17 protein-coding genes and 3 tRNA genes are annotated in these 25,316 nt (G+C 40.7%); 9 read left to right on the forward strand and 11 right to left on the reverse strand.

Annotated elements, in window-relative coordinates; translation table 11 throughout:
• Positions 1-564: 564 nt before the first annotated feature.
• The 4 genes from MLE17_RS00005 to MLE17_RS00020 all read right to left on the reverse strand — a co-directional run bounded on the left by MLE17_RS00005 (position 565) and on the right by MLE17_RS00020 (position 5,692).
• Positions 565-648, reverse strand: a tRNA-Leu gene (locus MLE17_RS00005).
• 20 nt (positions 649-668) lie between these two features.
• Positions 669-755 (reverse strand) — tRNA-Leu (locus tag MLE17_RS00010).
• Positions 756-797: 42 nt separating this feature from the next.
• Positions 798-870, reverse strand: a tRNA-Gly gene (locus MLE17_RS00015).
• 346 nt (positions 871-1,216) lie between these two features.
• Entirely contained in the window at positions 1,217-5,692 is a 4,476-nt protein-coding gene (locus MLE17_RS00020) for a translocation/assembly module TamB (protein WP_243345342.1), read from the reverse strand.
• 75 nt (positions 5,693-5,767) lie between these two features.
• Here MLE17_RS00020 and tsaD point away from each other — a divergent pair, with 75 nt between their 5' ends.
• Positions 5,768-6,787, forward strand: coding sequence for a tRNA (adenosine(37)-N6)-threonylcarbamoyltransferase complex transferase subunit TsaD (gene tsaD, locus MLE17_RS00025; protein WP_243345343.1), 1,020 nt, complete (start codon positions 5,768-5,770; stop codon positions 6,785-6,787).
• A 48-nt stretch (positions 6,788-6,835) separates the two neighbouring features.
• Here tsaD and MLE17_RS00030 read toward each other — a convergent pair whose 3' ends face one another.
• From MLE17_RS00030 to MLE17_RS00050, 5 genes are read right to left on the reverse strand one after another with little or no spacing between them, the layout of a single operon-like run.
• Positions 6,836-7,987: a GNAT family N-acetyltransferase gene (locus MLE17_RS00030; protein WP_243345344.1), complete on the reverse strand. Its 1,152-nt coding sequence runs from the start codon at positions 7,985-7,987 to the stop codon at positions 6,836-6,838.
• Positions 7,971-9,155, reverse strand: coding sequence for a radical SAM protein (locus MLE17_RS00035; RefSeq protein ID WP_243345345.1), 1,185 nt, complete (start codon positions 9,153-9,155; stop codon positions 7,971-7,973). The genes MLE17_RS00030 and MLE17_RS00035 overlap by 17 nt, the downstream gene beginning before the upstream one ends.
• 24 nt (positions 9,156-9,179) lie before the next feature.
• Positions 9,180-10,502 carry a B12-binding domain-containing radical SAM protein gene (locus MLE17_RS00040; RefSeq protein WP_243345346.1) on the reverse strand — a complete coding sequence of 441 codons (1,323 nt, stop codon included), beginning with the start codon at positions 10,500-10,502 and terminating at the stop codon, positions 9,180-9,182.
• Positions 10,495-11,862: a B12-binding domain-containing radical SAM protein gene (locus tag MLE17_RS00045; protein ID WP_243345347.1), complete on the reverse strand. Its 1,368-nt coding sequence runs from the start codon at positions 11,860-11,862 to the stop codon at positions 10,495-10,497. The genes MLE17_RS00040 and MLE17_RS00045 overlap by 8 nt, the downstream gene beginning before the upstream one ends.
• A gap of 18 nt (positions 11,863-11,880) precedes the next feature.
• On the reverse strand, positions 11,881-12,879 hold the full coding sequence (locus MLE17_RS00050; protein WP_243345348.1) for a GNAT family N-acetyltransferase: 999 nt from the start codon (positions 12,877-12,879) through the stop codon (positions 11,881-11,883).
• Positions 12,880-13,087: 208 nt separating this feature from the next.
• On the opposite strand from MLE17_RS00050, the gene MLE17_RS00055 reads away from it, so the two are divergent.
• Both MLE17_RS00055 and MLE17_RS00060 read left to right on the forward strand, forming a co-directional pair.
• Entirely contained in the window at positions 13,088-15,190 is a 2,103-nt protein-coding gene (locus tag MLE17_RS00055; protein ID WP_243345349.1) for an efflux RND transporter permease subunit, read from the forward strand.
• Between the two features lie 21 nt (positions 15,191-15,211).
• A complete protein-coding gene (locus MLE17_RS00060) occupies positions 15,212-16,519 on the forward strand; it encodes a B12-binding domain-containing radical SAM protein (protein ID WP_243345350.1) in 1,308 nt (435 codons plus the stop codon).
• 4 nt (positions 16,520-16,523) lie between these two features.
• On the opposite strand, the gene MLE17_RS00065 is transcribed toward MLE17_RS00060, so the two are convergent.
• Positions 16,524-16,850, reverse strand: a complete 327-nt coding sequence (locus MLE17_RS00065) for a hypothetical protein (protein ID WP_243345351.1) — start codon at positions 16,848-16,850, stop codon at positions 16,524-16,526.
• Between the two features lie 1,761 nt (positions 16,851-18,611).
• Between MLE17_RS00065 and MLE17_RS00070 the strand changes: the two genes are divergently transcribed.
• From MLE17_RS00070 to MLE17_RS00095, 6 genes are all read left to right on the forward strand, one after another.
• Complete coding sequence (locus MLE17_RS00070) at positions 18,612-20,420, forward strand: DUF262 domain-containing protein (protein WP_243345352.1); 1,809 nt, start codon at positions 18,612-18,614, stop codon at positions 20,418-20,420.
• 15 nt (positions 20,421-20,435) lie between these two features.
• A complete protein-coding gene (locus tag MLE17_RS00075) occupies positions 20,436-20,951 on the forward strand; it encodes a DUF6155 family protein (protein WP_243345353.1) in 516 nt (171 codons plus the stop codon).
• A 24-nt stretch (positions 20,952-20,975) separates the two neighbouring features.
• Complete coding sequence (locus MLE17_RS00080) at positions 20,976-21,539, forward strand: UPF0158 family protein (RefSeq protein WP_243345354.1); 564 nt, start codon at positions 20,976-20,978, stop codon at positions 21,537-21,539.
• Positions 21,540-21,588: 49 nt separating this feature from the next.
• Positions 21,589-21,897, forward strand: a complete 309-nt coding sequence (locus tag MLE17_RS00085) for a DUF2752 domain-containing protein (RefSeq protein ID WP_243345355.1) — start codon at positions 21,589-21,591, stop codon at positions 21,895-21,897.
• 25 nt (positions 21,898-21,922) lie between these two features.
• On the forward strand, positions 21,923-22,264 hold the full coding sequence (locus tag MLE17_RS00090; protein WP_243345356.1) for a TM2 domain-containing protein: 342 nt from the start codon (positions 21,923-21,925) through the stop codon (positions 22,262-22,264).
• Between the two features lie 200 nt (positions 22,265-22,464).
• Positions 22,465-23,676 carry an MFS transporter gene (locus tag MLE17_RS00095; RefSeq protein WP_243345357.1) on the forward strand — a complete coding sequence of 404 codons (1,212 nt, stop codon included), beginning with the start codon at positions 22,465-22,467 and terminating at the stop codon, positions 23,674-23,676.
• 103 nt (positions 23,677-23,779) lie between these two features.
• On the opposite strand, the gene MLE17_RS00100 is transcribed toward MLE17_RS00095, so the two are convergent.
• Positions 23,780-25,087 carry a glycoside hydrolase family 28 protein gene (locus tag MLE17_RS00100; RefSeq protein WP_243345358.1) on the reverse strand — a complete coding sequence of 436 codons (1,308 nt, stop codon included), beginning with the start codon at positions 25,085-25,087 and terminating at the stop codon, positions 23,780-23,782.
• Positions 25,088-25,316: the final 229 nt, after the last annotated feature.

Raw genomic sequence — 25,316 nt, forward strand, 5'->3', positions numbered from 1 at the left:
GCGGATAATCTTTAAAGACTAGTTTATGCTTTGTTGTACTCATGCTCTAAGTTACTAATTTTTGAGCTGATTACAATGACTTCAATAGGCATAATAATGAGAGAGGGCATCCTTTTGGGACACCCTCTTTTTTATGGATCAAATCGTCGATCTGAAAGAATATTAATAATTAAGACTAAATCTCAGCACCCCTAAACAGAAAGGACAGGATAGCCCTTACCTTCCGTGAGGACACTAAAAGCTTTTAGTTTTGTAATAAGAGTTCAACAAAAGCATTTGTGCTCCGTCCATCAAAGAAGCCGTGAATGCACTGACAATGCGAATAGATGCAGTAATCATCATAGATGAATAATAAACAGTTTGAACACATAAGAGGAGAAGAAGTTTTATTTAACGGCTAATATTCGTTTGAGAATATCGTTGTCTGATTGTTTTCAACAGTGAAAATATAAATTCATAACCCATCCAACAACTTTTCTGTTTGATTCAAGAAACTCAGCTATTTTACACAAAGTCATAAAAACAAGAAAGTCCGAAAACAAAATGTTTTCGGACTTTCTTGTGTGCCCAGGACGAGACTCGAACTCACACGGGCTAACGCCCACTACCCCCTCAAAGTAGCGTGTCTACCAATTCCACCACCTGGGCAAGGGTATTTTGCTTTTTAATGGTGCCCAGAACAGGACTCGAACCTGCACGTAATTACTTACACTAGTCCCTGAAACTAGCGCGTCTACCAATTCCGCCATCTGGGCAAACATTTCATAAAGCATCTGACAACCACCGTTGTCGCTTTGAGCGAAAGACGGGACTCGAACCCGCGACCCTAACCTTGGCAAGGTTATGCTCTACCAACTGAGCTACTTTCGCGATTTATCTTTTACGATTTCATTATTTGTTTGTCTTAAACTCACCAAGGTTAATTCACCTTTTATCTTTGGGGGGCAAGGTTACGCTCTACCAACTGAATTACTTTCGTATAATATTTTCTTTCAAAGTTCGCTTCACAATTTCCAGCGTGTTACCGTCTCAATTGCGAGTGCAAAGGTAGCGATTGTTTTTTATTCTGCAAATTTTCGGACGAAAAAATTTAACTATACATCCATTTTTTGCACCTGTCAAAATCACGTCCAAAGCCCTCCGGCAGGCTATTCACTGATAATCAACCCATAACATCACAAACTGTTAAAACCATCCCTTTGAAAGAATTTTCAAATTATTTCTTCTCCGATTCTGGTTTCCGGAATAAATCATGCAACGCGTTGAAATCTTTCTTATAAATAATACCTAACCCCTGGGTAGTGAGAGATGATTTCAGATAATAATAACGGTCATTGGAGTGATTATACACTTTTGCCCGCCATTCTCCGGACTTGGTCAGTTTATATTCAAGGTCAAAATCACCGATAAAAGAGGTCTTGGTTGCAATATTATCCCGGTATCCGAAGTTCCCGTTAATCAATAACCGATTATTTAGTAACTGGCTAGAGAGAGCAACCTGCACCTCCATATTATTATAGTTATTGGTATTATCCAGTTTCACGTTAGTTCCGATATTCACCTTATCGGTTACCTGCGACAGCAAATTATTGAGCTGTGAGCCGATTGTTGCCGATGCTATTGACCCAATCTGACTCTGACGGTTAGTCGAGCCGGAGTTAGAGTAATCAAGAGTGTAAAAACGATTCATGAGCATCAAATAGACAATCTGACGGGCCATCATATCCTCAGTGTTTACAATACTCTTCACCCGACGATTAACCTCTTCAGAATTATTCGGGAAATTCAGGTCAAATTTCAAATCCGGTTTATTCATATTACCTGTTGCCTTGAGCAGGCATTGCACCTGGGTACTTGTCCGGCTTAGCTCTTTGTCATTCACGAAGTTTTCATCAAGGTCTGCCAGGTCGGCAGTCGTCGTGTACATCGCATTTATATCCAAATCTGCCGAATAAGGACTTCCATTGAAAGAAACACTACTCCCCTCACTTATCGTAAATTTCTTCTTAAAAACATTCTGCCAATTGAAGCCATAAGTACCACGCTCAATAGTATATAGCCCAAATAATTGTACATCTTTATTGGTACTATATACCAACTTCATATTTCCCAATCCGTGACTTTCAATCATATCTCCCAACACTGGATCCATCAAAAGATTGAGATTCGCCGCCGGATTTATATCAATAAAGAGGTTCAGATTCAGAATTGAAGACGATGCCGGAGGGGCTTTTTCTACAGGTTGGGATTTTACGGCAATATCCGAAACCTCTTCTCTCCGTCTTTGAAGCTCCAGTAATTCCTGTTTCTTATTGCGGAACGTAATAAAGTTATATTCTGTTGCTGACCTTTCATCATTCAGAGAAATAGTGAAATTTGTCCCCGCATTTGTCTGCATATTCACATCAATATCTGTAACTTTTTCGTCCCCTTTAATTGTTACATTTCCGGAGCCATAGACAGGCCCGTAAAACATCGGATTATTTTTACGAGCAGCATCATATACCAACATTTTAGGCGTTGTCATCTGTATAGAATAGCGCCAATTCGATAAATCGTTATGACGAATCATGCCCGATGCAATAGCTACATTCTTTTCTTTATCCAACACGTTGATATTATTGAAATAAATCTGGTTACGTCTCAAATGCAGACTATCGCTGATTGAATAATAGGTATTCAGATAATCAACCTTGAAACGTAACTTGTCTGTCTTGACATCACCGGACAGATTTAGATTACTGAAATGACCAAAGAGTTGCGCATTGCCACTCGCCTGCCCTGACAGGTCTTTTAATATTCCGCCCAGATACGGCTTCAAGAACTCGACATTTAATTGCGAAGCATTGAAGTTCATTGAAATGGAGTCCTTTGTTGGGAAAATATATCCGTTTACCTTCGATTTATTTCCCAAATACCCCATAATACCACCTTGCATTTGGATACCATTATTTTCGGAGTTCCACCGACTAAACAGATTCAGCCTTCCAAAACGAACCTGGTTAAATGAAAAATCCTCGACCTCAAAGTTTTCAGTAAGTAAAACAGGAGTGCGCATAAGATTGGTTAGAATAAAATCTCCGGTAGCCTTACCGCCAAAATTTACATTTTTAATATTCAGCGTATTAAAAACATATTCCAGATTGATATTTTTCAATGAGAGATAAAGCGTATCTTCAGGGTTCTTAGACACACTACCATCAATCTTGACGAATTGGTTCAGCTTCGATAAAGAAAAATCACGAACAGATACCCTGCCGGAATCCACTACAACTGTTGACTGTGCAATATTCCATGTTGAATCATTTAGAATAAACGAACCAGGCATAATGGTAAAATTCATTCCAGGAGCTCCTTTAAAACGCTCTTTAAAAGCTGTTTTAAAGTTTAATTCTCCACTATACGTGTGTTTTGCAGAGTTGCTCCAGTCCAATTTACATTCAGCCATATCACTCTGAGCCATCATATTAAATGAGAAACTGATATTATCTTTCTTTTTATTCTGAAAATAGGTTCCCGCAGACAAATGTAATTGCTGATTCTCATTATCAACAAATAGCTTTACATCATTGTAGGTTTTATTTTTCATCGTAAATGTCGGCACATAGGCTTCAGTAAAAAATTTGTGAGAGAAATCACTGTAAGCCCCTTTTACATAACTGTCATCTGAAAAAGTAACGGGCAGATTAAATACCGAACCAACTTTTTCAGTGTTGGAAATCTGAAATGAAAAATCAAAATCATTTGTCGGCGCAACAGGAAATACCTTATGGGTAAGCGATGGAAAATATTGTGACGCAAAAAACAGTAAACTGTGTGGCAGTGCAGAGATCTGGTATTTCCCCTTCAACTCCCCGTTAATCAAAGGAGACGCGATTCGTAATCGTTGCAATCCCCCCTCTTTCAGAGATTGAACTGTAATGCGCCCTAAGCTAAGGTCATTCCGGCTATCCTGAAAATGCAAACTATCTATGGAGACTTCTCCCAATGCCTGGTCAGGTAATTTTCCATTCAGGTCAGCTTTCATTGTAAAACTCAATCGGGAACCTCTGTACTGCTTCGAAAGATTCAGCGCATTCAAGTCCAGATTACGTACTCTGCTGATTAACTTAAACTTTTGATTGCGAGGATTGCTGTCCACAATTCCTCCAAGATAGAAATAGCCATTCGGGTCATTTAGTTCCAGATTACCTTTGTAAAGACTACCCTGGAAGTCTCCGTTTATCCGGATATTCCGGTACTGGTAGTTATTAAAATCAACCTTAAAAATCTCGCCTTTTACTTTCCCCTGGGGCAATTGTTTCGGATCCTGATACCCATCAAGTTGAAGATTAAGACCAATATTACCCAATGACTGGTTGGCCAGCAATCTTCCCAAAGCAAAATCCTGAGTTACGAGTTTTCCGTTAAAGGTCATACGTTTTGACTCGGTATCCTGGCCTATTTTTAAGTCTGTTTTTAAAACTCCCAGACTACTTTTAATCATTCCAAATGCCACAAGATCCGACAAGAATCCAGATACTTCACCGCTAAATTCAATCACACCTGCACGTTGTGCCCATTCACCCAGATCTGTTCGGCGCGCTGACAAATTACGAACCAGCTCAGTCGTACCGGCTGGATCAATCCGAAGTTTATTGATTTTACCAAACAAATAGGCATTGGCCATATCTGATGTTCCATCAAGCCTCAGTCTTGCACTTAGACTGAGTTTATCGCCCGAGCTAACATTTATCTTACTAATATTCAAATTATTGACAGTTCCTTTTACAGCTGTTTCAAGATGCAATACCGAATAATAGTAACGAAATGTCGGTACAAATGCGGCAATATCATGCGGACATAAGGTTCCGTCCGGAATTTCCACATTAAATCGTGCTACATCATTGAATTTATGTGTAGCATCAACCTTGCTATAATCCAGTGAAACATTATCAAATGCCAGATTAGATTGAGGCATTTCAAGTTTAAAATTATTCAATGACACCTTTTTATGCGTGGAAATCAGGTGCATGGTGAGTTTTTTCACTGTAAAGCCGGAGTTTTCCTCAAAGGCAAGACGCTTAATAACAGCATCAATATTATCTTGTGTAAATGTATGCAGGGAAATATTGGCCAATAAATTTCTCAGACGGACGTGGGTCGCATTAAACCGACCAAATTTGTATGGTTCTGAAAAAACATCGTAGTTTACATTTCCCCGACGGATAACAATGGATTTGATCTGCACCTCAGCCAACGGTTTGGTTTTTTTCGTAGAATCCGACTTAAAAGCGTCAAGAACAAACTGATAATTAGGTTTTGACTTTGGGGTATCTTTGGAAAGATAAAGGTGAAAACTATAAAGCTGAATAGTATTAATAATCAACCGGTTGTACAACAGTTCAATCGGATTTAAACCAACTGCAATTTTATTGGCATCCAGTAATACTCTGTGACGCTGGTCTTCAATATAGACCTCTTTCAAAGCCACTTTATTCATAAATGCAAAATCAACACTTTTGATTCTGACTTCGGTATTCAGCTGTTTTTTAAGTGTCTCGGTTGCAAAAGTTGTAATCTTTCGCTGGATTGACGGGATATTGAGCAATATATAGAGAGATGCATTTATCACAACGATAAATACAAGGATAGATATAAGAGTATATTTGATGAATTTAATCACGATAGCAAAGGGTATATTATTTGACAAATTTACACATATTCGCCCATTCAACCGTCATTTTCTCTCCGAATAATTGTGTACTTTTGCCGAAAATAAAGGACAATGGATACAATCATACTAGGCATAGAATCATCGTGTGACGACACCTCAGCGGCTATTATCCGCAATGGAGTCATGCTTTCAAACGTAATTACCAATCAGGACGTTCACCGTGAATACGGTGGTGTGGTACCCGAGTTAGCTTCGCGTGCCCATGAACGGAACATTATACCTGTAGTGCATGCAGCACTGACTCGTGCCGGAATTGAAAAAGAACAATTGAGTGCTGTCGCGTTTACCCGCGGACCGGGATTAATGGGGTCCCTTTTGGTCGGAACCTCTTTCACCAAAGGGTTTGCTGCCGGATTAAACGTCCCAATGGTAGATGTAAACCACCTTCATGCACACGTATTGGCCCATTTTATCAAAGAGCACGAAGAGGATGACAACCAACCTAAATTCCCTTTTCTATGCCTGTTGGTTTCGGGGGGTAATTCACAGATTATTTTGGTAAAAGCTTACAACAACATGGAAGTTGTGGGACAAACCATTGACGATGCAGCAGGAGAAGCTTTCGATAAATGTGCCAAAGTGATGGGACTCGGTTATCCGGGAGGTCCTGTAGTGGACAAACTGGCAAAAGAGGGCAATCCAAATGCTTTTACTTTGAATAAACCCCATATTCCGGGCTTCAATTACAGCTTTAGCGGACTTAAAACCTCATTTCTCTACCTGTTGCGTGATGAACTGAAGAAAGACCCCGATTTTATAGAGAAAAACAAAGCTGATCTTTGCGCTACTTTACAAGCAACTGTCGTTGATATTCTGATGAATAAACTGCGTAAAGCAACTAAGGAATACGGCGTAAAAGAAGTCGCTGTGGCAGGCGGTGTTTCCGCCAACTCCGGTCTCCGTCAGGCATTTGAGGATCATGCAGTGAAATACGGATGGAAGATCTATATTCCGAAATTTGCATTTACAACCGACAATGCAGCAATGGTAGCTATGGCGGGCTATTTCAAATATCAGGATAAGCAATTTTGTGGCATGGACGCTACTCCTTATTCAAGAGTAGAAATATAAATCACCAATTATAGCTTTGACCTCCGGAGGTAATCTTCCGGAGGTTTTTTATGGCCCATTCCGTCCGTTACAATTTTTCATTTTATACCGGTAAATACGGTAAGTCTTAATTCTCTCTCCTCCCAATTTCTCAAGAATTGCGTTCATCGTTTCGTTGTTCTCCAGTACATAGCAGGCTTCACAACGAAATATACCATTAGCCTTCAGATTTTCCTGAATCTTTTCGTATAGGTAAATATCAATGCCTTTATTTCTGTACTCCTCGAGCACACCAAGAATCAGAATGCGGGAATTATTAACTTTTCGTTTATGCCAAAACATCTGCAATAAGCCAAACAATCCCAGTTTGCCGGATTTAATCCGTATAAGTATCTGATTAATATCAGGAACTGCTACTACAAAACCAATGAATCGGCTATCTTTCTCGGCCACCAGAATCAGCTCTTCAGTTACCAACTGCTTTAGTTGCATTGCTTTTTCATGAAACTCCTTCTCGTCCAGCGGGATAAATCCCCAGTTATCTTGGTTTGCCAGATTATACACCTCTCTTAGCCGACTAATTTCTTCCTCCTGATTTCCAAACTGAATGGGTCTGACGTTAATGCCGGAATCCATCAGATTGCTTTTTATCCTATGGCATAGCGTTTTCAAATAATTATGTTTGAAAGAAAGGTGATTCAGGCTATAAGAATAGAGATCAATCTCTTTCTGAAATCCGTACCGGGTGAGAAATTCCTCATAATAGGGTTTATTATAAGGCATCATCACCACAGGTGGGGTGTCGTATCCGGAAACCAGGATGCCACAGGAATCGTTTGTTGTAAAATTCTCAGGCCCGATCAGGCAATCCAGCTTTTCGTTTTTAAGCCACATAACAGCCTGATCAATGAGGCGTTTGGCAATCTCGTAATCTTCTACAACCTCAAAAAAGCCAAAGAAACCACATTGCTCTCCGGTCTGACGGATATGAATGTTATTGCGGATAACCGCAATTCGTCCCACAACCTTACGATCCTGAACCGCCATAAAAAACTCAGCTTTGGAATGTTCAAGGAATGGATTTTTCTTCCTGTCCAGGATCATTTTCCTTACAATACGCAATTCCGGGACATAGTTAGGATCATCTTTATAAAGCCGGTCAGGAAAACTGATAAAACGGCCCAAATTCCGACATGACCTGACCTTAATGACAGCTATCATCTTTCTGAATATTATCGGTTTGATTTTCAAAAAGTTTGTACTCTTCCAACCCACACGACGGTACCAGTTTCCCGTTATACAGGATTGCATCGGGACATCCGTCACACTCATCGCGCATACCATCAACCAATCCGGGCGGTATGATGTAGCAAAGCAGCTGAACAGTTGCCCGTTGAAACAAATTCAACGGATTACTGATTATTTCTTTGATGAAATTACGGGCAACACCCCGAAAATCAGAAAGGAAAACACTGATTATCAAAATCTGGAAGAAATTCAGATAGCTTCGTCCCTGACCAAATTTATAGGCATATTTACCTTTAAACAGATGGTGCAGCATCTGGAAAGACTCTACGAATTTCGGACCGGTATAACCAAGAATGCGGTTATTCATCACAATCCATGGAGATTGCAGCCACTTCATCGCTGTGTTTTCGACTTTACTTCCCAAATATGAAGCATACCGAATGTTTGGGATTACAGATTGTATCTGATCGCACAAATCCTGTAAATAAATCCATTTAGAGCTGTCTATCACGTCTGTTTTCTGAAAAAGAACCTGCCGCATCGGGATAAAAGTAATGAAATCCACCAACTTAGCATTGGTAATCGACCATTTCACCACCGAATTGATTTCAGCGATATTGTCCTTGTTAACCACACAGAGAAAAGTAAGGTGAATCCCCCCTATTGCATTTACCATTTCCCCGTACTTTTGCCTGACACTATTCAAGGCCTCCTCGGTTGTTGCACGATTGCGGCTCAGTGAATCGACCCGAATGATAAGCCCGGCAAGTCCGGCTCTTTTTAATCTGGTTATCAGTTCCGGGGTCAGCAGCAATCCGTTAGTATGAACAAAGGGGAACATTTGGTTATCACGGATAAACCGGACAATGCTTTCCAGATCGGGATGCAACAGGGGCTCTCCCCCACTCAGAGAGATGATCTGACAATTACGTATTCGTTTCATTTCCAAAACGTTTACTTTCACCTGTTCAAGTGGTACATGAAGAGCAATATTATCGTCTCTGTTGCATCCGCGGTAACACCCGGGGCATCTGAGATTACAATCGGTGGTAATCTCCACCCACCCGTTGGGGTTATCATTCTTGGAAAATGGAAGACGGTAAAGTGTTGAGATATCGGGTATTGCAGAACTGTTTTGCATAGCTTCATGAATTAGGTTCGAAAATCATATAATCAGCGGGGTTTCTCCTCTTTTGACATAAGATCTGTAATGCAGATTTACGAAAAATGCAAACAGGTGCTTCAACGGGTAATGCAGAAATTGCTTGTTCAGCAATGTTCGTGATACGATGCCATTTATCGAAAATATCCTACCATTCAACCAGTTATACATATATGTGAGTTCTTCCGGCGTCATCTTCTCCGGATAATAGACGCATTCTGACGAATTGTAATGACTGAAGTCTTCATGTATCAGTCTTCCTGAATGTTTTAACTCGACATAAAGCTTTGTGGCAGGTGCCGGAGTGAGAAAATAGATGCGCAACAAAGGAATCCTGCACTCTTTGATAAAATCGTAAGTCGCTTTTAATGACTCAATTGTATCACCATCCGTTCCGATAATCATCTCTGCACTAATCATAATCCCGGCATCGTTAAATGCCTTTATCAGCGTCCGGTGATCATCTACCCTAAGCCAGCTTTTATTCAGTTTATCCAGTCCTTCCTGAGAAATACTTTCCAGTCCCAGGCTCAGTATCTCACAACCAGACTTTGCCACCTGTTTGAGTAATGAATCGTTTTTGGCTAAATCCATCGTACATTGGCTTGACCATTTCATCCTTAATGGCTCTATGCGTTGGCACAACTCCTCCAGATAAGCAGGATTATTCATGATGTTGTCATCAATCATATAAAACTTGCGATACCCCAAACTCCGGATATATTCTATATCGCGAATAACTTCATCAATCGGACGCATCATGTGCCGGCCTTTATAGATGCAGGCTATCGAGCAAAAACTGCAACCGTGTGTGCAGCCCCGACCAGCCTGAACAGGCAGCATATCTCCTATCGGTTTTGCTGTTAGCATTTCATATCTCGGTATGGGTAAATGCTTTAACTCTGTCAGTGGATTATCATATATCGGCTTTAGTTGCCCTGTTTTCTCAAAATCATCCACCAGTTGCGGAAAAGAGAGCTCCGAATCACCAATCACCACACTATCTGCATGTTGCAATGCCATCTCTGGCACCATCGAAGCCATATAACCGCCCATAAAAACAATCTTTCCCCGCTTTCTGAATTCATCCGCCAAATCAAACGCCCTGAAAATTGAGTGCCCCATCGCTCCAATACCCACTATATCGGCATCCGCATTGAAATCAATATCATCAATCACCTCCAGCCTGACTTCCACCTCCCAGTGAATAGGAAGCATGGCCGCAAGAAGCGGAAATACCAGTCCCGGCAGGTAAAGTTTCTTTTGTTTGACAATGCCGCCCCGAACCAGGTATTGCGAAGGTTGTATGAAGAGAACTTTAGGCATCTTTTCCGGTCTCCATGATTTTATTTCGATATTGTTGTTGTACCTTTTTTACGCCTACCATCATTCTGAGTTGCAAATAGAGCGGATATTTTGCATGCCTAAGCAAGGTTTTAGGATTCAGGATAATGCGTTGATACAACTTCATAATATTTCGGTAATAATCGGTTACACTCATCTTTTCCGGACGAATGGTTACATGAGCCAGATCCCATTTGGCGTATTCATCACGTGGAATAATCAGGTTTCTATCATCAATCTCAATTCCGGTTCCCCGCAACGGAGTCAGCGGTTGCAGATTGACGAACTTAATTCCCAATTCCAGCATCACATCACCAGCTTTACGAAAATCATTTTCACTCCACGAAGGTGAAACTATTACGGCAGCATAGCAATCCACTTTGTTTTGATTCAAAACCGCCATTGCCTGCATATTTATATTACTATCCGACTCTTTATGAAAACCACTGAGTTCCTGGTCATTAAATGACTCCAGGCCTACAATTACCGTCCTTAGACCAACCTCTCTGAAATCCTTTATCACATCCGGATTACAGACAATAAAGTCGGCTCTTCCGTAGATCAGATACTTTTTACTGATATTGTTTTCTTTGAGTAGTCGGATAAATTCAGCGACACGGTTTCTACTCACGAGGAAATCATCATCCACGATGTAAATTTCCTTTTCCCGAATGCCTGAAAGTTCTTCAATCACCTCCTCCAACGGACGGGTGAAGTAATGGTCGTCGGTTATTTTCCGGCAATAGCAGAATTTGCAATGATAGGGACAACCAAAGGAGGTTTTCACCAGAGCCACCTTATCATGGAAAACGTAAAAGTATTTGCCCCGGTATTTCTGCGTCAAAGAGCGGTCAGGAATAGGAAAGTAGAAATCATAATCGGGCAGGTTCCGACTAATCACTATTTCATTTTTCCTTAATACACCCTGTGGAAAATCAGCCTTTTGAGCTAAAAAGGAGATCAATTGAGGAAACGTCCGCGTGGCATTCCGGATCACCCGGTAATCGACAGCCTGATGCTCTATATCATCCGGGAATTTCTCTATATGCACTCCTCCTACAATCGTTATTATATTGTCGTTAAATAGCTTGGCCTCATGGCAACACTCAATCATGACGGGAATGTGCGTAATGTATCCGGTTACACAAACCGCCTGAGGCACAAACTCTTTCAGAAAATATACAAGCTCTTTTTTCTCCAGAATCAGATCCACAATCCGCACTTCATGCTCAGCCTGTATCAGCGTTGCTAATACTTCAAGTTCCAATGGTTCAACAATCATGACATGTTGTAGTCCAATGGTTTCAGGAGACGGTTTAGGTCGCACAAACAGGACTCTCATAAGGCAGAAATGATCGATTCATTTAAAAACCCGGCATTTTACAGTCTTTGACTTATAGGTAATAAACCGGGATAATAATCTGAATAAAAAGAGAATAACCGGATTCCGATGGTAAACGAACATCCGGCGCAGGCTCAGTTCACCTCCCAAACGGGTTTTGGCGGTTTCTGCAGTCTGACCGAAGTCTACTATTGGAAATTTATATTCAAAAGCAGTTTGTAAAATGCCCAGCAAATTATTGTAATACGAATGATATTTATCGCGCAATTCGTAATTCATCCCTCCAAAATAGAAAAAGAGTACCTTTTTATCTTTACAAATGATATGCCAGCAAATCATTTCATTACCTGAATAATAAGTGGTTAACTGAAACTTTTCTGGAAGTTGGCGAAACGATTCATAGCTCAGTTCCTCCAGTTTGGTGGTGGATCTTTTCATGATCGCCAGATAGAGCTCATAGTGCTTTTGCGTGAAACCGACACATGACGATGTCTCAGCTCTGACGCCGGAGAATTTCTCCCGCGCCTTGCGAATGCGCCGCCGGTATTGATGCCGAAGAGACAAATTATATACCTCAAGGCTATCGTATCTGACAGGAAATATCACCGTAGGCAATGTATTCATATTTAAAGCTTTGCCTGACAAATAATCCCGGAGAAAGTTGAGTCCGAGGATTAATCCCGATTCAATTTTAATGAGTTCCGAGAGCAAAAATTCAAATTCCTCAGATTCGCCAATAATGGGTGGAGTAGCCACCGAAACAGGCAATCCAATTACTTGGACTTTAAGCGGGCTGGGAATATTTGAAAAGGTCAAAGCATTTACAGTCAGCGAATAAACAATCGCGCCTGCCACCAGATGCTCATTGCGATACAGTTCATAATAGCGTTGATTACAGGGATTATGAAAATGCAGATGAGCCAGGAATTCCTGTTTCTGGAAATAAAATTCAGCCAGATTATCCCATCCGGAATTTAGCTCGTCCGGAGTATTGACTCTTTTGATCAATTTTTTCATGGTCAGGCTTATGTTTTTGACCAACCGTTTTTGATATATGGAAAGAATTTAAACCGGATTTCAGAATCAAAAACGGATTCACACATTTATAACAATCATTCATCCGAAAATAACTGAGAATTGAACTATTATTTTAAATTCACTGCATATCAGATGAAATTTCATCCAAGAAAATAACTTCAACCCTAAAGCAGATTACACTTTTCATTTGTTTAAAGTAGAAAGTCAGTGCGTTGTGAACAAGGTGGTGGATTATCTGGCAAACAAAAGGGGACTGAATTTTGCAATTATTCTCCTGCTTATCCTGATTATATCGGGAATGCTTAAGCCTATACCTATCAATGAGGACTTTAAATCTTACTTTATTGAAAACAATCCCTACACTACCGCGTATTACAAAATCAGGCAGTTTGAACCCTACAAAGACAATATACAGATTCAGATTACTCCTCAAAAAGGTTCGATAGAACAGTTTCTGAAAGGCCTCGGCCAACTGGAGCAGTCGCTTAAATCCTCCTTCCCCGATTCAAAGATTGAATCGCTCTATCGGGCCAAAGCCTACATCCAATATAAATACAACGCGACCGATCAAACTCAATCTGTCCTCACCGGGTTAAACCAAATACCGCTTATGCTGCAACTGATCTCGGTAGATTGCAGGCATACACTGACTATTCTATATCTGAACGGCAAGGACTTTAATCCCGATAAGCTCAACTCAATCATTGCCCGCCCTTATCCCGGTATAGAACGGATCAAAGCAATCAGCGAATTACAGGTGGAAAACCAGATTGAAAAGTCGATTGGCAAAGACCTGATGGTGAATTCATTCTATATACTTGTATTTTACCTGTTGGCTATGATTCTATTTTTCAGGAATCCCACTACCCTGCTTGTTGTCTTTAGTAATGCGCTATTTTCCATTATACCTCTGCTCTTCTTTTTCGGACTGTTCAATGTAAAGTTGAATATGGTGACAGTGATTGCCATACCGTTGGTTTTTATTTCCTCATTTACGGATACCATCTATCTACTGGTTGGCTATTATAATGCTCCTAACGGTATGAATAAAACAGATCGAATCCGTTATTCTATCCGCAAATATGTAGTGCCTTCATTCTTTACCTCATTTATTACGGCTATTGCCTTTCTCTCTTTTCTATTCAGTAATTTCGATTACATCCGTAACTTCGGGTTGATCAGCGGTCTCTCCATTATGCTGGAATTTTTCGTCACTTTCCTGACGGTACCTTTCTTTCTCAGTTTCTTTAAAGCGAACCGGATGCCCAATCATTCTCTCCATTTTGTGCTGAGCAAACTACTGAAATTCAACAAATCGCTCGGAACCATAATGATTGCAGTCATGATAGTATCCCTATTTTTTATCAACAAGCTATATTTTCACACTGACTTTGAATCCTTTATTCCTTTAAAGACCGAACTTCGCCCCACTTACAGAGAACTGACTACAAATTTCCATTCGCTCTTCGGAATGGATGTCCTGATTGAAAAGAAAAATAGTAACTCTTCAACCGGCATCAAACAATTTACGTTGGACTGGGTAAAAAAAGCCCAAAAGATTCCGGGAGTCCGCAATATCTATTCATTTAAAGATGAAATAGACTTTTATAGGAAAGAACTCGGAGGAAATCCATTCCTAACCAGACCGAAATCTGACAATGTCTATATCAGAGATAACCTTTCCCGGATCCGTATTGTCATCAAAGATCCGAATCAGATAGAAATCATTAAAAACCAACTGGATAGAATTTCACAGAATTCACAAAACGAGTTCCGGTTTTACTATTACAGCCCTGCATTGATATATGATTACATCAATACGATGCACTCCAAATCGTTGTTGCGCTCTCTGCTGTTTTCAGCTATCATCATCTTTCTGACCTTTATTGTCCTGACCCGGAGCATCCGTAATGCGAGTGTATGTATGCTGGCCAATGCCATACCCCTTGGCGCCCTGGTCATTATGTTTATTGTATTCGGGATAGATGTCAATATGGGTACGGCTATGACGGCTATCGTCTGCCTGGGCCTTATTGTGGATTACGCTATTCAGCTGGTCTATTGCCGCCTGATTCAGAAAGACAATCTGGAAGCATTGAGTTTTAGTCTGCTTATTACCTGCTTCGCATTAGTGGGTAGTTTTATTTGTTTCATTGTCAGTGATTTCAAGCCCAACCGGGTCTTTGGTATATTGAGCGCAGCTGTTTTCCTGATTGCCTTCCTGAGCGATTACATCATTATCAACTGGTTACTCAAAATTCCGGGAGAACCATCTACTGACAAGAAATAACAATTCCTTAAAACCTTAGCCATGAAAATTACCCTGATTATGCCGAATATCAGCCATTTATTCCCCGAAATAAAACTATATGACGGATGTATGGAGCCTTTGCAAATAGCTGTATTAGCCGGATTATGCAAAAGGAATGACCAGGAAGTCGTATTTTACGATGACAGGCTGGAAGAGATTCCTTATGATGAACCCACAGATTTAGTGGGTATTACGGTAGAAACTTTCAGTGCACGCCGTTCCTATGAGATTGCCCGGGAGTACCAAGAACGGGGAGTCAGGGTAATTATGGGAGGAATACACGTTTCGTTACTGCCCGACGAGGCCGAAATGCATGCTGACTCAATAGTCATCGGTGATGTGGAAAGAATATGGGACGAAATCATGGAAGATCTGAAATACAATCGTCTCCAGAAAAGATACTACGGAAATGGAATTCTTCCCCAATACCATTGTTTTCCTGACCGGGAAATATTTAAAGGGAAAAAATACCTGCCCGTAACCCTGATTCAGTTCAGCCGGGGCTGCAAATACAACTGCACTTTTTGCGCTGTATCGCAATACTTTAAACAGACGCATCGTTGCCGGAACAGCGCTGATGTGATCCGGGAAATCGAATCGGATAAGAAGCGTATGTATCTCTTTGTGGACGATAATATCACTGGTGAGAAAGAGATCCTGAAGCATTTCCTCCGGGAGCTTATTCCAATGGGAATCAAATGGGTGAGCCAGGCCAGTATCGAAATGACTGAAGACCGGGAGCTGATGAAACTGATGGCAGAAAGCGGATGTATGGGAAATCTGATCGGCTTTGATTCAATCACAACAGAAGGTCTGCGCAGTTACCATAAAGCGCCCAACCTGATTAATTTCAACAAGTACGAGGAGCCAATCCGGGTATTAAGAGATTACGGGATGCTAAACTGGGCAGCATTTGTCTTTGGCAATGATTGTGACTCCATCGACTCATTAAAACGTACAGTTGATTTTGCGGTATCCAACAGATTTTCCTTAGCCTATTTCAACCTTATGATGCCTTATCCCGGTACTCCCATTTACGAACAACTGAAAAAGGAGAACCGGCTGTTATATGACGGTCAATGGTGGAACCATCCGGATTACCGCTACAACCGGTCAGCATTTGTTCCCGCCCAAATGACTCCGGATGACCTCAGCGAAGCTACGATTAAGGCAAACCGGGATTTCTACTGCTACACCTCTATCGGAAACCGTTTGCTGGATTTAAAAACAAACTTCAGGAATCCGCTGCATGCCGTGGTTTATCTCTATTTCAATCTATTGCTTAAGAAAACGGGAACGAGTAAATAATCCGTTATTTTCTGACACAAAGGCCCAAAAGATAGTTCGCGCAGTTCATTCTCACTTCTGTATCTCCTGCCATACCGGCTATCTTATGCATGAGTTGGTGAAATGCCTCCCGGTCCTGATCGTTTAGAGAGTTTAGATGAACAAAACAATCGTATGGATTCAATCTGAGCGCTCCATTGAGGGAAAAACCGGGAGGTAAATCCAGCTCTTTCAGAGTCACATCTATGGCGTCCTGATCGCGTTCTTCATTAAATCCTCCGTCAGCCGAAGCTATCATCTGCAATATGCAGTGCAGGACGGAAAGTTTTTGTATCATTTCGATATCTTTCATTGTCGTGTCTGTTAATGTGCTGATTTTGTTGAAGAAAAGGTTTGTTTTGATCAGAATAAGGCAAAACAATTATACACTGACAGACCAAAGATAAATGGTCAAACCGTATAAAAACAGAAAAGGTTGTCTCACGACAACCTCAACCTTTTTGTTAACCTTAAATCTAATACCATGAAAAACATGATGCAAATATAACGGGCTTTTCTCACAATTGTTTTATCCATAAACATCATTTATGGCTATTTGACATTTTGTTAACACGAGGCGTATTTTAAGATAATACAAGTATGTATTTAACAAAGCAGTAAGTATAATCAGCCAATGCCATACCTACAAATCTTCATGTTTGACTTAATCTAAGCCCGTAAAGTGTAGATCAACGATCATGATTATCATTCTGACAGCCAAAAAGAGAAACAGGCAACTTTTTATAAGTATATCAACCTCTTTTTCTATTACACCTGTTTTCTATACCATCTCCGGAGGATCCCTGGAGCATCCCTGGAGTATCCCTAGAGGATCAGAAGATAGAAAAACACCTTATTTGGGAAAAATGGAGTAACAAAATGTCAGAAACAGAATTTTTCAGACAATCCGATCAAAAATCAAAGTCCGACACCTGTAAACACACAAATACCCCTACCTCTTTAGATACTTCATGGAATCAAATAAGAAAATCCCAATTTTGTCCTCCGCAGAACCAAACTTACAATCTACTACTTTAAGAAAGCAATAAATTACAGATCAACACAAAGCAACCAAGCAAAACATCTAACTATAAAAAACATCAAATATTCCATGATCGGAGCAGTATCGGAGCAGTATCGGAGGAGTATCGGAGCTAGAACGGAGGAGAATCGAAGCTGATATGTTCCGAGGTCAATTCATCTACAAATAATAAATACTCTCAGGAAACAACCCTAAATAAGTACTTATTATTTTCCACGTTATCTTGTGGTCGTTCATGGAATCTTCAGTTGTAGTTAAGGGGTAATACAGATTCTTCATGTAGTTAAGTGCAAGGCAACTTAAAAATAAGTCAAAGATAAAACCGATCCTTATATATAGGTTTTATCTGGGTTTCATCTGGAAGTTATGAGGAACTTATCTGGGTTTTATCCCTTCATTACTTCTGAATGAGAGTCAAAGGTAAACTAAGCTACGATCGAATTGCCTCCTGTTTTAGCTGATGGACCAGCAAAACTATCACAAGAGACTTTAGCCACTAATACAAATAAATTGGACGAAAGCGCCAGTTAATTCCGTTATTCATCCTGCTAAAAGCTGGAGGCTATTGAGCTATACTTGCAATGAATTAAAATGAGAGGACTGGATTCTGTTTAAATTTTATTGCGATACTTTTTCAGGTCAATTTTGATGTAACTTTTTGCTTTTCTCCTTAATATGAAAATGTTTCGGTAAAAATTAAACAAGCTCTAAGTACCAATAAATCTATACCCCAACCTCCTAAATGTAAAAAATAGCAATATATTGAAATGATTTTTTTTGTAGATTTGTGAGGAGAAACATGGATGGACAATGCAATCTTTGTAAATCAATGTAAATCAACAAGAAGCGTCTATTCAGTAAATCAGCTCATTCCGATGAACACAAATTACTTATCCTGTGGCAAAATTCAACAAAAAGAGCTTAGCGAATCTGATATCTGTGATAATTTCAACACTCCCTTCATGGAAAATAAAGGCCAGAGCATGACGCATTTTATCATATAATCACGCAACATATTGAACAAATAGGAATATGGCAGAAAAATATCAATCCTCCAATCTCAGTATAGAGCAAATCCTGGGATTGATCAAATCGAACGAAATCGCAATACCCGAAATACAACGCCCGTTTGTATGGAAGCCCAAACAGGTTAGGGATTTGATAGACTCCCTCTACACTGGTTATCCTACAGGATATATAATTATCTCGCAAAGTCCGAATATGCGTTTGAAAGACGGTACGTTGTCAGAAGGAAAAAAGATTATGATTGATGGACAGCAGCGTATCACGGCATTAATGACCTCTATTGTCGGTATGGAGGTGATCAATGCTGATTTTGAGAAACAGCGTATTAAGATCGCCTTTCATCCCTTTGCCGAAGATGATGAGGAACAATTCAAAGTACAAGACAATGCCATTAAAAAAGACAAAAGATGGATTCCGGATATTGCAGCCTTGTTTCACCATAACTTTAATATGTGGGAGTTTGTAAATGATTACTGCGTAAAGAATACCGACATCAATGGAGGCGAATTGAACAAAGTACTTATGAATCTTCTGGATATAAAGAACCGGCAAATCGGGGTAATCACACTTAATCGAGAACTTACTATTGATGAGGTTACAGAAATATTCATTCGCATCAACAGCCAGGGTGCTAAACTAAATCAGGCTGACTTCGCCATGTCCAAAATAGCAGCTAATACTATATATGGAGGAAATATGCTGCGTAAGACTATAGACTATTTCTCCCACTTAGCAGTTCAGCCTGACTGGTATCTCGAAATGATAAAGGATAAGGAGTTTATGGCTTCTTCTTTCGCTGCCAAAATCAAATGGCTAAAAGAGGACATTGGTGATATTTATGATCCGGATTATAGCGATATTCTGCGAGTATCATTTATGCATCAGTTTGGCCGGGGAAAAATGAAAGATCTGGTTAGCCTTTTAGGTGGCCGCGATTTTATAACCCGTGATTACAAAGAAGAGATTGCTGAGGGATCTTTTACCAAACTAACACAGGGTGTAAATAACTTCATTAACCAGTACTCTTTCTCAAACTTCGTATTGGCACTTAAATCGGCTGGCTTTATCTCTAATCGGCTGATCAATTCACAGATGACTCTTGACTTTGCCTATACGCTTTATCTATTGCTTAACAACGATCCGTCTATAGAGAAAACAAAAATAAGACATTACGTCATCAAATGGTATGTGCTAAGCACTCTGACCAGCCGTTACATAACCTCACCTGAGACGGTAATGGATATGGATATGCGTCGTATAGCAGAAAAAGGATTTGTCGATTTCTTCAAAGAAGTGGAAGAGGCTCAGCTATCTGAAACATTCTGGAAGGTTGGTCTTGTTCAAAATCTAGAGACTTCGGCGATCAATAGTCCATACTTTAATACATTCCTAGCAGCTCAGGTTTATTTTAAGGATGATTCCTTATTGATGCTCGGCACAAGGGTTAGTGACCTGATTACCATCATGGGAGATATTCATCATATATTTCCGAAAAACTATTTGGAGAAACATGGGGTGAAAGAAAAGTCGAAATATAATCAAATTGCCAACTTTACCTATTTGGACACACAGTCCAATATTGCTATTGGCAATCGAGCTCCCTATGAATATTTTGGCATGGTACACAAACAGTGTATAACTAAGGTACGTGTATTTGGTAACATTGACGATGAAGATGCTTTGTTTATCAACTTAGCCGTCAATTGCATTCCCCAACGGGTTCTAACAATGGATCATAACCACTTTGAAGATTTTCTGAAAGAAAGAAGGAAACTGATGGCTGAAAGAATTAGAAAGTATTACTATACGTTGTAACAAGGTACAGTAAATATGTCAAAAGCATCCCTAAAAAAAGAACTAATCAAACTGACTAAAGAGCAGTTGGTGGAGCAAATTCTGGATTTATACGATAAGAACAAAGCGGTAAAAGAGTTTTACGAATTCTATCTGAATCCACGAAATGAAAAAGAGCTGGCCGAGAAATATAAGAAGCTGATTCGGAAAGAATTTAATGTGGAGAGTCCGGAGCAGGCAGGATTGAAATATTCGGTTGCCAAACGGGCCATTGCCGACTTTAAAGATTTACAGCCTTCACCCGAAGCGCTGGCTGACGTGATGCTCACCTTGCCCGAGTGCGCCTGCGAGTTTACCTCCCGTTATGGCGATATGGATGAGGCCTTCTACACCGGCGCTTACAATAATTTTTTCGAGGCATTGAAATTTATGGCTAAACATAATATCCTGCAAGATTTCAGAATTCGCGTAGAAGATTGCGTGAAATGGGCTTCTTCATGCGGTTATGGTTTTGCAGATGGAATTGCAGATTTGTTTTACGAATACTATTGATCAGAATATCTAAATAGCATACTTATGAACTCAAACAATCAATTAGACGAAATACTCCGAATCATACATGCGGTAAAAGACGATAAACGGGAACTACAAAAAATCCTTGAGTTTCTGCAAGAATACGTCATCATTGAAGAACCGGATGATGATGAATTCACTTTACCGACTCAATACGACAAAATAATCAAAAGTATAGCAGGTAGTATTGATGCCGGACTTGTCTGTTTTTTGAATCCTGAGACCCTTGAAATAGAAGAAATTCCGCAGTGTCTTATTGATGATCCGGAAGAAGCAGAAATGCAAACAGGCCTATCGATTAATGAATTAGAACTGAAATATCCGGAATGGGAAAAGCGCGTTTGCATAGAACCTCTGGAATCGTACGAATCTTTTAAGATTATGGAAAAGTTCGTTCAAACTTTATCCAATGAAAAACTCAGGAATAAACTATCCGATGCTCTCCAAAGCAAAAAACCATTCGCCAAATTCAAACAGATCATAGATAATTCACCTTATCGTCAGGATTGGTTTGACTTTAAAAATAATTGGTTGCAGCGATATGTAAAGTATATTGTCATGGGGTAACACTAACAAGCAAGATGTGTAACAAAGAAAAGGTGAATACATCTGTATTATGCGAAATAAAGTAAGTAAATATATAGCAGGAGGTAAACCGGAAGGTTGGTTCTGGCTGATTGCCATCACTTTGCTTGCCATGACCGATCCGGACCAAAGTGGCCATTTTTCGCTTTGCCTGTTCAGGCACCTGGGCATCGATTTCTGTCCGGGGTGTGGGCTGGGACATGGTATCGCACTGTTATTCCGGGGCCGATTGATTGATTCATTCCATGCACATCCATTAGCACTTCCGGCTGTCGTTATATTATTGCGTCGCAGTTACCAATTACTCTTTGTCCGCAAGATAAAAACCAATCAGAAATGAAACAGAACTTTTAAAAATCAATACTATGAACCGAATCTTATCACAAATGCCTGAGCTTGAGCTCGACGAAGCAATGACCATTGATGCGCTGTTGAAAGACAAAACAGACGAACAAATCCGCAACTTTGCCATCATTTACCGCAGTCGCCGGAGGGATCCGATGATCATTCTGGTAACCACACTGCTTGGTTTTGCCGGTTTTTCGGGTATCCAACGGTTCCTGACAAATCAAATGGGTATGGGAATCCTCTATTTTTTCACCGCCGGACTGTGCCTGATCGGTACCATTATCGATTTGGTCAATTACAAATCGCTGGCGTTGGAATACAACAGAAAGGTAGCACAGGAAGCTGCGATGTTTATTTAGCATTTAGATAAGCCGATGAAACCGGGTTTGCCCCATTTCATCGGCATCGTTTTCAGTATCATCTTTCCCCGGAAAAGGATACGTTAATTCATTCCCTGCAACAACAAGCTACCGTTAAATGATGTTCTCTTTCAAACGATAAAAGTCGATATCACTTTACCCCCTATTCGTAAGTTTGTACTTTTGCAAAAAAACGAGCAATGCCGGTAGAACAGGGTGTTGAGATATCGTCAGTAGGTATTAAGCAGAAGATCGCAGGTTTTGTCTTGCTTACATTTATAGGGTATTTTTGTATAGGATTGCCGTTGGCTGTATTGCCCATATACATCCACAAAACACTGGGATACAGCGAACTTACCACGGGTGTCGTTATCAGCCTGCAATACATTACTACACTTCTGATGCGGGGCTACTCCGGAAAGATTGTTGACACCAGAGGGCCGAAACTGATCGTAAAACTCAGCATGAGCGGATTTGCTCTCAGTGGCCTGCTGTTACTGATCTCGTTTTATTATCAGTCCATCCCCGCTTTAAGCCTGTTAATGCTGATTATTACCCGGCTACTGACCGGTTGCACCGAAGGTATGATTGGGGCCAGTCCCATCAACTGGGCTATGTTAACATTGGGTGATAAGCACACAGCTACCGCCATTTCATTCAATGGAATAGCCAGTTACGGTGCTTTAGCTGTAGGGGCTCCGCTTGGCGTAGTTTGTGTTCAATACGGATCGCTTTACTCAATCGCATTTATCACATTTCTTGTCGGACTTATCGGCTGGCTCTATGCCTCTTCAAAAAAAGCAGTCAGACCCAATAAAAACAAAGGCGACTCAACCTCATTTTTCAATGTGTTGCGAATCGTTGCCCCCTTCGGCATTTGCCTGGGCTTATCCGCAATCGGTTTTGGCGGTATCTCCAATTTCATCACACTCTATTACGACTATTTTCACTGGACGAATGCAGCACTGTGCCTGACCGTCTTCAGTGTATTGTTTATTTTCGGACGGTTGTTTTTTGCAAAATATATAGATATAAAAGGAGGCTTACAGGTCGGGCTAATCTGTTTCATTACAGAACTTGCCGGGCTTATAATCTTATTCATGGCGTCCAATTCAACCCTTGCTTTGCTGGGATCTGGAATTACAGGGTTCGGATTCTCTCTGGTATTTCCCGCACTTGGGGTAGAAGCTGTACGTAGCGCTCCATCTGCCAATGCAGGAGCGGCGCTGGCAGGTTATGGCCTGTTTATCGATTTATCACTGGGGGTAACGGGACCGATGATTGGAGGAGTAATCCATTATGCCGGAATGCCCTGGCTGTTTGCTTTTTGCGCTCTCGCTATGCTGAGCGGGTTGATACTTCTGCTGAGCATCATGAGCAAAAGGGAGTCTGTGTCCACAAGCTTATGTTGATTGCCATTCATTCGAATCTCATCAAGAAACTATCCGAAACAAAAATACCAGATAGGTTTTCAAAACCTGTCTGGTATTTTTGTTTCGGGTAATCGGAAAGAATTTATTTTACCGGTTTTCCATCAAGAGTAACCTCTGCATTAGTTACGGACAGTTTATTCAGACCGTACTTAGTTCGGATTTTACAATTTTCCAAACGTACATTTTTCGCAAAATAGATACCCAAATCATTTTCCGCAGTGATATTTACATTCTGCAAAAGAATATTATCGGCAGGTGATTCCGGCAATCCCCATATCAGACCGGCTCGTTTCCCTTTTTCTACTGTAGCGGTAATATTGCTGAAGGTAATATTACGGAAAGCAGGCGTTTTTTCAGTCACCGTTTCTGACGGATAGGTAGCGGCAATCTCCGGAGTCAGTTTTTGCAGGTTTCTGTACTCCCCTTTCGCATTATAAGCTGCATAGATCAATATAGGAATGCGCACGTTATTCATCTTAAGGTTACGGTAAGTAAGGTTTTGCACAACCCCTCCGCGATCACGGTCTGATTTCAGACGAATACCGCATTCTGTATTGGTAAAAGTACAATTTTCAACAGTAATATTGGATACTCCCTGTGTGTAGCTACCAATGGAAACGCCATGACCGTAACCGTACTTGCAGTTGGTAATCAATACATCCGACGTACCTCCCGCACAGGTGTAATTATCATCACCGGTACTGATATCGCAGTTTTTGATTAAGATATTGTGACCCGTCACGTTACAGGCATCAGTATTGTGGCTTGGGTTTATCGTATCATCAGATGCCGGTGCGCGCACCGTTACTCCACTTACAGTTACATTGGTTGATTTTCCACCAATGGCAATATGAAACATCGGCGAGTTGGTCAGCGTGACATTTTCAACCAACACCTTATCACAATCCCTGAGGACGATCATTCGGGGACGTTTTGCTCCGGCCTCTTTGGCATGAGGCCACCACGGACTTCCCTGACCATCAATGGTACCCTTGCCTGTAATGGCAATATCATGCAGCTTTGTTCCACTGATAAAGCTGTTTCCTTCCGCCAATCCACCCGGGTATCTGTCAATAGGCAAAAAGCGGAGCGTAGCAGCTGAGTCAATCTGAAAATTCAGATTACTGGTAAACTGCAACGGTCCGCACAAATAAGTACCGGCAGGAATCACTACACGACCCCCTCCGGCTTTATCGGCAGCATTGATAGCATTCTGGATGGCCTGGGTATTATCTGTTTTCTTATCGCTAACAGCCCCGAATGACTTAATATCAAATACTTTGTCTGAAATTACGGGCAGCGCCGGAGCTTTATATTCCTGCGCGGTTACACCCTGTAGAGCTGCTACAAACAGGCTCAAAACGGTTAATACATAATAATGTTTTCTCATGTAACTTTGTTATTTTCGTTGCCAATGAAACCTTTATACATACCAGCTTCATAAAAAACGATGTTGGATGATTAGAAAATTTCAATGGCGCAAAATTACAGTCGTGTGGCACCGGCAAGGTGTAGATTTTGTTTAATAATGTGTCTGAATTGGTCAGGTTCATTCATTTTAGCCGACTAAGTCAGCATTTCCGGAATTTACCAGTACATGAGCGTTTAAATAGTAGGGA

This window comes from Parabacteroides sp. FAFU027 (genome assembly GCF_022808675.1).
Classification (GTDB): Bacteria; Bacteroidota; Bacteroidia; order Bacteroidales; family UBA7332; genus CAXXIC01.